Origin of the sequence: Bacteroides sp. CAG:189 (assembly GCF_000432295.1) — a bacterium.
GTDB classification, from domain to species: Bacteria; Bacteroidota; Bacteroidia; order Bacteroidales; family Bacteroidaceae; genus Bacteroides; species Bacteroides salyersiae.
In genome coordinates this window covers 21,901-32,408 of record NZ_HF991079.1, presented here as the reverse complement: position 1 = coordinate 32,408, position 10,508 = coordinate 21,901, and the positions used below count along the sequence as shown (strand labels likewise).

At 44.0% G+C, this 10,508-nt stretch carries 8 protein-coding genes; 7 read left to right on the top strand and 1 reads right to left on the bottom strand.

What is annotated here, in order from left to right:
* The 4 genes from QVP90_RS11450 to QVP90_RS11435 all read left to right on the top strand — a co-directional run.
* Positions 1 to 1,234 (top strand): MGH1-like glycoside hydrolase domain-containing protein (locus QVP90_RS11450; protein ID WP_288204351.1); only part of this gene is annotated, 1,234 nt, incomplete at its 5' end.
* 20 nt (positions 1,235 to 1,254) lie between these two features.
* Complete coding sequence (locus QVP90_RS11445; RefSeq protein ID WP_406566622.1) at positions 1,255 to 4,155, top strand: glycoside hydrolase family 78 protein; 2,901 nt, start codon at positions 1,255 to 1,257, stop codon at positions 4,153 to 4,155.
* Between the two features lie 67 nt (positions 4,156 to 4,222).
* On the top strand, positions 4,223 to 5,566 hold the full coding sequence (locus QVP90_RS11440; RefSeq protein ID WP_005925554.1) for a glycoside hydrolase family 28 protein: 1,344 nt from the start codon (positions 4,223 to 4,225) through the stop codon (positions 5,564 to 5,566).
* A gap of 7 nt (positions 5,567 to 5,573) precedes the next feature.
* Positions 5,574 to 7,538 (top strand): 6-O-methylesterase, encoded by a 1,965-nt coding sequence (locus tag QVP90_RS11435; RefSeq protein ID WP_264380774.1) that lies wholly within the window; start codon positions 5,574 to 5,576, stop codon positions 7,536 to 7,538.
* A gap of 152 nt (positions 7,539 to 7,690) precedes the next feature.
* Here the strand turns inward: QVP90_RS11435 and QVP90_RS11430 are convergent, their stop codons facing one another.
* Positions 7,691 to 8,515: a tetratricopeptide repeat protein gene (locus QVP90_RS11430; protein ID WP_021936500.1), complete on the bottom strand. Its 825-nt coding sequence runs from the start codon at positions 8,513 to 8,515 to the stop codon at positions 7,691 to 7,693.
* Between the two features lie 186 nt (positions 8,516 to 8,701).
* Here QVP90_RS11430 and QVP90_RS11425 point away from each other — a divergent pair, with 186 nt between their 5' ends.
* From QVP90_RS11425 to QVP90_RS11415, 3 genes are read left to right on the top strand one after another with little or no spacing between them, the layout of a single operon-like run.
* Positions 8,702 to 9,571 carry a hypothetical protein gene (locus tag QVP90_RS11425; protein ID WP_021936499.1) on the top strand — a complete coding sequence of 290 codons (870 nt, stop codon included), beginning with the start codon at positions 8,702 to 8,704 and terminating at the stop codon, positions 9,569 to 9,571.
* Positions 9,568 to 9,828 (top strand): hypothetical protein, encoded by a 261-nt coding sequence (locus QVP90_RS11420; protein ID WP_021936498.1) that lies wholly within the window; start codon positions 9,568 to 9,570, stop codon positions 9,826 to 9,828. The genes QVP90_RS11425 and QVP90_RS11420 overlap by 4 nt, the downstream gene beginning before the upstream one ends.
* Positions 9,829 to 9,832: 4 nt before the next feature.
* Entirely contained in the window at positions 9,833 to 10,387 is a 555-nt protein-coding gene (locus QVP90_RS11415) for a hypothetical protein (RefSeq protein WP_021936497.1), read from the top strand.
* Positions 10,388 to 10,508 lie beyond the last annotated feature (121 nt).

The following is a 10,508-nucleotide window of genomic DNA, read 5'->3' as shown; positions in this document are numbered from 1 at the left end:
CAACCGCTCTTATGCCGACCAATATAACCTGATAGCTTGTGCCGTGGGACATCATATTTATGAAAGTCGCTGGTTGCGCCGTCCGGAATATCTCGACCAGATCATCCGTACCTGGTATCGTGGCAATGGGGGGAATCCTATGAAGAAGATGATGAACTTCAGTTCCTGGAATGCAGATGCAGTGTTCAATCGCTATCTTGTCAGTGGCGACCGTGCGTTTACGATGGATCTGTTACCCGATCTGGAAGCGGAATACCGGCGTTGGGAGAGTACTCACCGTCTGCCCGGAGGCCTTTACTGGCAGGGTGATGTGCAGGATGGAATGGAAGAATCCATCAGTGGAGGGCGTAGGAAACAATATGCGCGTCCCACCATCAATAGCTATATGTATGGCAATGCTAAAGCACTTTCAGCTTTAAATAAGCTGGCCGGTAATGACGACCGTGCAACTTGCTATCGTCTTAAAGCCGACACCTTGAAGCAGTTGGTACAGGAGAAACTTTGGAATGAGCGTCACTCGTTTTTCGAAACCTTGCGTAAGGATTCTTCTGCCAATGTCCGTGAGGCTATCGGGTATATTCCCTGGTATTTTAATCTGCCCGATACCGGCAAATACGATGTGGCGTGGAAAGAGGTAATGGATGAAGGCGGCTTTTCTGCTCCTTACGGTCTTACTACCGCCGAGCGCCGCCATCCGGAGTTCCGTACGCATGGAGTGGGAAAATGTGAGTGGGACGGGGCTATCTGGCCGTTTGCTTCAGCACAAACTTTAACGGCGATGGCCAATTTTATGAACCGTTCTGCACAGTCTGTCCTGACCGACAGTATCTATTTTCATCAGATGGAACGGTATGTAGAATCGCAATATCACCGGGGGCGTCCCTACATCGGCGAGTATTTGGATGAAGTGACCGGATATTGGTTGAAAGGCGATCAGGAACGGAGCCGTTATTACAATCATTCCACTTTCAATGATTTGATAATTACCGGTCTGGTAGGTTTGCGTCCTCGTACGGATCATACGGTTGAAGTGAATCCGTTGCTTCCCGATGGCCGGTGGGATTGGTTCTGTTTGGATAATCTTCTCTATCACGGTCATTATCTGACGATTCTTTGGGACAAGTATGGTGACCGGTATCATCGCGGTAAAGGGTTGCTGGTGTTGGTGGATGGAAAGATAGTCGGACAGTCTGATACGCTCGAAAGAATAGTATGTAAAGATGTGTTAGAATAAAATAAGTAATCAGGCAGATGATAAAATTAAAAGGATATCTATGGCTTATACTGTTTTGCTGGCCGCTTCTGTTAACAGCCGAAAACCTTGCGACGAGTGAACCGGCCGCCGCTCTTTCGGTAGGTAAGCTGACCAGTGAAATGCAGGAAGGATTTGTTGCTGTAGGGCGGCTTCCCCGTTTGGGCTGGCAATTGAACTCTTCCGATAACGGTAGTAGGCAGACGGCTTATGAAATCGAAATCAAAAACTCTTGTACAGGGCATTCGGTATGGAATAGTGGAAAGATTATTTCCACCCAAAGCCAGTTAGTTTCTGTGCCCGAAACCGGTTTCTCTGTCGAACCTACATATACCTATCTGTGGCGTGTTCGTGTTTGGGACGAGACGGATACCCCTTCGCAATGGAGCCGGGAAGCAGTTTTTCACATCGTTCCCGATGATTTGGCTGCCGGGCAATGGATCGGTGCTATTACCCGGCAGGAAGCCCGTTTGCCCCAAGGCAGAAACTTTCATGGGAGCGAATTGAAGAATCCGGAAGTCAAATCCGCCTGGGAAGCAGTAGATACCTTGGCAAAGAGAAGCATCTGCCTGCGAAAGTCGTTTCGTACGGACCGGTCCGATAAAGAAGTGGCCGAAGCCATCGCCTATGTATGCGGACTCGGTTTTTATGAGTTCTCTTTGAATGGGGAGAAAGTAGGTGATAGCGAATTTGCCCCGCTTTGGAGTGATTATGATAAAAGCGTTTATTACAATACTTACGATGTGACACACCGGATGCGTTCCGGTGAAAATGCAATAGGTGTCTTGTTGGGGAATGGTTTTTATAATGTGCAGGGAGGTCGTTATCGTAAATTACAGATTAGTTTCGGTGCGCCGACCCTTTTGTTTAAACTGCTTATCCGTTATACTGACGGTTCGCAACAAACGATATCTTCCGATCCGACATGGAAATATGATCTGAGTCCTGTTGTATTCAATTGTATTTATGGGGGGGAAGACTATGACGCCCGTTTGGAACAGCAAGGATGGAACTGCCCGGGATTCAATGATGACAAATGGCGGCCGGTAGTGATACAGGAGGCACCCAAAGGGGTGCTTCGTCCGCAAAAGGCAGCACCGGTCAAAATTATGGAACGTTATGACGTAAAGACGGTGAATAAGCTGACTCCGGAACAGGTAGCCACTGCCTGTATTTCCACCAAAAGGACGGTCGATCCTTCTGCCATTGTATTGGATATGGGGCAGAATCTGGCCGGTTTTCCGGAAATAGTGGTACGTGGGAAAAAAGGACAGAAAGTGACTCTTGTTGTAGCCGAAGCATTGACGGAAGAAGGGGCTTGCAACCAACGCCAGACGGGGCGGCAACATTACTATGAGTATACCTTGAAAGGAGAAGGTGAGGAGAGGTGGCATCCTCGTTTTTCGTACTATGGCTTCCGTTATATCCAGGTGGAGGGGGCTGTATTGAAAGGGCAGAAGAATCCTCGGAAATTGCCGGTGATCAAGAGTATACAATCTTGTTTTGTTTACAATTCCGCAGTTAGGATATCGTCATTCGAATGTTCCAATCCCATTTTCAATGCAGCTCACCGATTGATAGAGAAAGCGGTACGCAGCAATATGCAATCCGTGTTTACCGATTGTCCGCACCGCGAGAAGTTAGGTTGGCTGGAGCAGGTTCATTTGAACGGGCCGGGATTGTTATACAATTACGACTTGGCAGCTTATGGTCCTCAGATAATGCAGAATATGGCGGATGCCCAGCATCCCGACGGAGCTATGCCGACTACTGCCCCCGAATACGTATTTTTTGAAGGACCGGGGCTTGAACCCTTTGCCCAGTCTCCCGAATGGGGGGGAGCATTGGTCATTTTCCCGTTTATGTATTACGAAACCTATGGAGATGATACTCTGATTAAAGAATATTATCCCAATATGAGACGTTATGTCGACTATCTGGCTACCCGGGCCGACGGAAACATCCTTTCTTTCGGTTTGGGCGATTGGTACGATTATGGGGATTTTCGTGCCGGTTTTTCCCGGAACACACCGGTACCATTGGTAGCGACGGCTCATTATTATATGACTGTCCGTTATCTGGTTCTTGCCGCTTCAATGGTGGGAAATCAATATGACGAATGTTATTATACCCGTTTGGCTGATGATATCCTACGTTCTTTTAACCGTCGTTTTGTCGATCCGGAAACCGGACAATACGGTTCCGGCAGTCAATGCAGCAATGCTTTACCGCTTTTTCTGGGTATGGCGAGAGGGGACGATGGGAATAGAGAGTCTGAAACCGGTGTACCGTCGAGGATGCGTGTGCTCGGTCATTTATTAGAGGATATTGCCGCTCATGGCAATCGGTTGACTACCGGTGATGTCGGTAACCGCTATCTTATCCAGGCTTTGGCACGTTCCGGCAGGGATGAAGTAGTATATCGTATGTTCAATCACGAAGAGGCGCCGGGATACGGATTTCAGCTTAAGTTCGGTGCTACGACGCTGACCGAACAATGGGATCCCCGGCAAGGTTCCTCGTGGAATCATTTTATGATGGGGCAGATTGACGAATGGTTTTTCCATTCTTTAGCAGGTATTCGTCCGGATGCTGCCGGGCTCGACGGACATGATTATCTGACAGGCGCCCGTCCCGGATACCGGCATTTTGTGATCGCTCCGAAGCCCGTAGGCGATTTGAGTTTTGTGAAAGCGACATACGAAACCTTGTATGGCAAGATAACGGTAGACTGGACCCGAAAAGGCGGTAAATTTATACTAAATTTGTCCGTACCGGTCAATACCGTTGCGAAAGTGTATCTGCCGGATGGAAAAGCACCGCAGGAAGTACAAAGCGGTAGTTATCGATTTATTGTAGACGAAGAAGCTTTCGTCGGTATAAACGGGGATATATCCCATTAATATAAAATACATACATTAATATAGAATCCTATTTATCAGTATAAAACTACCAATACATCATCGGATTATGGAATCACTACGTACAATTCTTTTCTCTGTTTTCTGTTTCGGTATGGCGATTACGCTGAAAGCCGAACGTGTCGACATGTTAAAGTCCGGTGCGAAAGCGGACGGAAAGACCTTGAATACAACGTTAATCAATCATACCGTCGACCGCTTGAGCCAAGCAGGCGGTGGTACTCTTTTTTTTCCGGCAGGCACTTACCTGACGGGAGCGATCCGCTTGAAAAGTAATATCACTTTAGAGTTGGAAGCCGGAGCCACTTTACTCTTTTCCGACAATTTCGATGATTATCTACCCTTTATGGAAGTGCGGCACGAGGGTGTGATGATGAAAAGTTTTTCCCCGTTGATATCCGCTATGGATGCCGAGAACATCACAATCAAAGGGGAAGGGACACTCGACGGTCAGGGAAAGGCATGGTGGACGGAATTTTTCCGTATTTATGTCGATCTGGAGAAAAACGGTATGCGTGAGTTGAATAAATATCAGCCACTTTGGGAAAGGGAAAATGATGTGGAAGCACTTTACGCCGAAACGAATGAGGATTGGCACGGCACCTTGAAACGTCGTTTTTTTCGTCCCCCGTTTATTCAGCCTGTGCGTTGCCGAAGAGTACGTATTGAAGGAGTGAAGATTATCAATTCTCCTTTCTGGACAGTCAATCCGGAGTTTTGTGATAATGTGGTGGTTACAGGAGTGACGATTCATAATGTGCCTTCGCCCAATACGGACGGCATCAATCCGGAATCTTGCCGGAACGTGCATATCAGCGACTGTCACATCTCGGTGGGGGACGATTGCATCACCCTCAAATCGGGACGCGATGCCCAAGCCCGTCGTCTGGGAGTGCCTTGTGAAAATATTACCATAACCAATTGTACCATGCTTTCCGGTCATGGCGGCGTGGTCATTGGTAGTGAGATGAGCGGTAGTGTTCGAAAGGTGACGATCAGCAATTGTGTGTTCGATGGCACTGATCGCGGGATACGTATCAAATCGACTCGCGGACGCGGTGGAGTGGTAGAAGACATCCGTGTCAGTAATATTATAATGAGTAACATCAAACGGGAAGCCGTCGTATTGAATTTGAAATATAGTAAGATGCCTGTTGAACCTATGAGCGAACGGACTCCCTTGTTCCGCGATATTTCCATTTCCGGTTTGACTGCTGTCGGCGTGAAGACGCCGGTCAAAATTGTGGGTTTGGAAGAGGCTCCTGTCACTGACATTATTCTGCGCGACATCAACGTGAAGAATGCCCGTGAGAAGTGTATCTTTGAGAATTGCGAACGCATTCGTTTGACCGATGTTATTGTGAATGGAAAAGAAGTAAGACTTGAAGAGTAAAAAAGAGATGAAAAGATCGTGTTTAATGGCATTTTCTATGCTTGGATTATCTTTATCGATGCAGGCGCAGACTTATGAAAATCAATTCTCCCGTCCATTGGGGGATGTGTTGAATGATATCCAAAGCCGTTTTCAGGTTCGTCTGAAGTACGATATCGATACGGTGGGCAAGGTATTGTCCTATGCCGATTTCCGGATTCGGCCTTATTCGGTGGAAGAGTCGCTGACCAATGTGCTGGCTCCTTTCGATTTTAAGTTTGTAGCGCAAGGCGGCAATTTGTACAAATTGAAAAAATACGAGTATCCCCGTCGTACAGAAGCCGACGGGAAGAAATTACTTGGGTATCTCGATACCCTCTATACCGACCGGACTGCATGGGAACAGCGTAAAGCCTGCTTGCGTAAAGAGATTCGGGAAAAAATGGGAATCGATTCTATTCTGAACAAAAGAGTACGGGACCCGAAAACCATCTTCTCTAAGATTCGTAAGTTCGAAGGATATACCGTACAGAATTTTGCTTTGGAAACTTTACCGGGATTGTATGTCTGTGGATCTGTCTATGCGCCTCGGACGAAAGGAAAGCATGCCTTGATTATTTGTCCGAACGGGCACTTCGGCGGGGGACGTTACCGTGAAGACCAGCAGCAGCGTATGGGTACGCTGGCCCGTATGGGAGCGATATGTGTGGATTATGATTTATTCGGATGGGGAGAATCCACTTTGCAGGTAGGGGCAGCCGCCCATTGGTCCAGTGCCGCTCATGTCATTCAGGCCATGAACGGGTTGTCAATTTTAGATTATCTGCTTTCTGTCCGCAAGGATATCGATACATCCCGTATCGGAGTGAACGGAGGTTCGGGTGGCGGAACTCAGACTGTTCTTCTCACCGTCCTCGATGAGCGTTTTACGGCCGCTGCTCCTGTTGTCAGTTTGGCATCTCACTTTGATGGTGGTTGTCCTTGTGAGAGCGGAACACCTATTCAATTGGCTTGTGGTGGGACTTGTAATGCCGAAATGGCCGCTATGTTTGCTCCGATGCCTCAACTCATAGTTTCGGACGGTGGTGATTGGACAAGTAGTGTGCCTCGTTTGGAATATCCCTATCTGCAACGTGTCTATGGCTTTTATGATGCCGTTGGGAAGATTGAAAACGTTCATCTCCCTAAAGAGCGTCATGATTTCGGCCTGAATAAACGGAATGCCGTATATGATTTTTTTGCAAGGGTATTCAATTTGGATAAAACTCGGCTTGATGAAAGTAAGATAACCATTGAACCGGAGCAAGCCCTGTATAGCTTTGGCGCTAAAGGAGAATTGTTGCCGGAGACGGCTGTCCGTTCGTTCGACCAGGTAGCAGTCTATTTTGATAAGCCATTGTTCGAACGTCTTCGTTCCGATCTGGCTTTGGAGAAGAAAGCAGCCGATTGGGTCGCTTCTTTGAATCTGGAAGACGAGAAAAAGGCCGGATACGTGACTACCCTTATTTACAACCATCTTCGCCAGGTGCGTGACTGGCACGATACTCATCCTTATACCATTATTCCCGAGGGTATTAATCCGCAAACAGGAAAGAAGTTATCTGAACTGGATCGTCAGATGATAGCCGATTCGGCCATGCCTGCAGAGGTACACGACCGTCTGATGAAAGGATTGCACAAAGCATTGACGGATGAACAGGTGGAAGCGGTGCTCGATAGGTACACCGTCGGGAAAGTTGCCTTTACCTTGAAAGGTTACCATGCCATTGTCCCCGATCTGACCCGTGAAGAAGAAATGCATATTCTCTCTTTATTGAAACAGGCGCGGGAACAAGCCATTGATTACAAAAGTATGAAGCAGATTTCTGCCATTTTTGAGATCTATAAAACTCAATGTGAACAGTATTTGAACAATAACGGTCGTAATTGGCGTCAATTGTTTAGTAGCTATGTGAATCAGCGTAAAGCATCCAAAGAGAAGAAAACAGAATAAAAATCCGGTAGTTATCTTGACTTTTGTGAGAGTATATACTTTTGCCACATAAAGGTATATACTCTTATATGGTAATAATATACTCTTTTACAAGGTGAAAATATATACTTTTATATGCCTTGATTTTCAGTGAAATAACGATATTCCCGGGTTTATAATTTTGCAATGAACTGGTCCAGCATTTCCGGTGTTCCTTTCTGTCCTTGTAGTTTCTCGTAAAGTTTGTTTCTGGTAGTGGAAACTGCCGATTTAGAGCGTCCTACAATATATGCCATATTAGTGACGCTTATTGATATTTTCATCAGATAACAAATATGCAGTTCCATCGGACTGAGTTTTTTGCATAAGGCATATAAGGTTCCTGTGAAATTTTCGTAGGTGTCATCTATTGCTTTTTGTAATTCCGCCCATTCTTTTTCTGTTATACTTGAATTGGATTCATGATTTATTGAATGGAACCGGGCATAAATATCCGATTTGCGCAAAAGTATCTCTTTCGTTTCCGGTTGTTTGCGTTTTCTTTTTCTTTTGTATAAAATATATACTACTACCAACAGGAGTATTCCGATAGCTGTTAATTCCGATCGATACAAGTAGATACTCTTTTTCATACTTTCTTTTTCGGTATTATGTTTGACATGTAGCGCATTGATTTGCTGCATCATTTCTGCTTGTGTGGTTTTATGGATCGAATCTTGCCAATTCTGATTTATATGTAACAGTCGTAATGCCTCTTTATAGTTTCCGCAGGCTTCTTCTATCTCTGATAAGTGTAGGTAAGCATCTGCAGTGGTATAAATGTTTTCGTCGGCATCGATTATTCTTTGATAAAAGTATCGGGCAGAATCCGGATGGTTTAACTTTTGGTGTGTATATCCTCTATATAAATATTCTTCGGATATTTTTGATGACATGCTTTCACAATATACGATATGGATGAATGCAATTATGATAGATAATGATATGTATTTTTTCATACTTTATTTAGCTTTGTTGTATCGAAAAACTTTTTCTGATAGGAGGAAATGTTTTTGATAGTATTTCTGCCGAATTGAAACGAAAACCGAACAAAAACCGAACAGACTTATTCTTTCTATTTTCACATGTTCTTATATTTTTGACGTGTGAAGTAAAAAAATGTACTGAATCAATAATCAATTACTATGAAAAAACTTGCTCTGCCATTGATAGGGATATTATTTCCTTTGTCTGTTTTTTCTCAATTTTCTTTGGAAAGTTCTTCGACATTGCCACGTGCCAATGATACTATTGTAAAGCAATGCGTAGAATATCGTGACCCGGGCCGTTCGGGTGCCAATGTTTTATGGGATTTCAGTGAGTTGGAACTGTTGGACGATGCCTATACCATATCTTATGGGCAGATTGGCGACTCGTTGACGGGTATGGAGCATCGGACAACCTACTATTATGGTGTGTCTGGTGATTCTCTTTTCTTTCATGGCTATGAAAAGAATACTACTTGGATGAAGTATGTTCGTCCAGAGTTACTTTTGAAGTACCCGGTACACTATGGTGATTCCCTTCAATCTTATTATCAGGGGCTTGGTAAATATTGTACGGATCTGTCTCTGGATGTGATGGGAACTACGGATGTAAAGGCGGACGCTTATGGTTTTATGGTACTTCCCAGTGGAGACACATTACGGCATGTATTGCGCGTCCGTTCTTTTAAGCGCATGGCAGAAGGGTCGGATATACTCGATTTGCGTCGTTTTGAGCGATCTTTACTATCTCCTTTATTGCCGATTGACAGTATTGACTGTCGTCTCTCGAATGATACCGCTATATTGGAAATTGAAACATTTCGTTGGTATGCTTTAGGCTATCGTTATCCGGTTTTCGAGACGGTGCGTGGTGTTACAGTTAAAAACAAGGAATCGAAAGAGTTCTTTGCTTTTTCCTTCTTTTATTCTCCGCAGGAACATGCTTATTTAAGTGATGATATGGTAAACCTTGCCCTGCTGTCGGTAGAAGAAGTACGTTCGAGGGTAGAACATATGCTGAGGGAATGAATATTCATAAAGCGGGCAGCTATAATTTTACAGGAATGACGGATAATAATAGTCCGGTTTCTGCCGGATGTTTATTAATTGATAGGAATAATTGGGACAGTTTTATAGGAAATTTTGATAATGCGTCTCAAAAGACTAACGTAGTATCTGTTACAGTATCACGTACGTTATCTTCTCCCTCGAATGCGATGATTCGTCCGGCTTTTAATTTTATCTTAAATGGTTCAAGATTTAATTTCTTTAATAATAGGAGGTAATATTATGAATGATAAATATTTGAAAATTGTATTTTCCTTTTTGTTGCTCATATTTTCTTTATCTGCATATTCCCAAAAAGAATGTGCAGGCCAGATTAACTTGTATAATGACAAAGGTGAGAAGAATGGTTTTTGGCGAGAGCAGGTCGGTGGTTGGATTTATGAAGAATATTATAAAAATGGGGTAAAAGATGGGGTTTATCGTATGTATAATTCCAAAAAGGAATTGAGTTTCTTTGGTAGTTATGAGAATGGTAATATGTCTGGAATTTGGTATTATTTTGGGAATTATGGTCATTTGGAGGCGGATGCAAAAGATTTTGCAATTAATACAATTCGTATATCTTATAACAGTGGGCAAACGTGGTGGTTGCATAAATATAAGTGTCATTATAGATCGTATTATCCTAATGGGAATATTGAAAAAGAAGGTATGCTACTTTGTACAGAAGGTCCTTGGATAGATGACAGTGTTGAGTATGGTGAATGGAAATACTATGATGAAAATGGAAATTTGATAAAGACGAAGTTTATTGATGAGCTGGGAAGATCCCATTGAATATTATAAAAAAGTCGAATCTTAGCAGATTTTATGTATTGCTTTTGAAAAGTGGCTGTGTTATGCATTTAACATAGTTAATTGCTTTTTTATAAGTATTGTTTCCTCTTCGCAAAACATT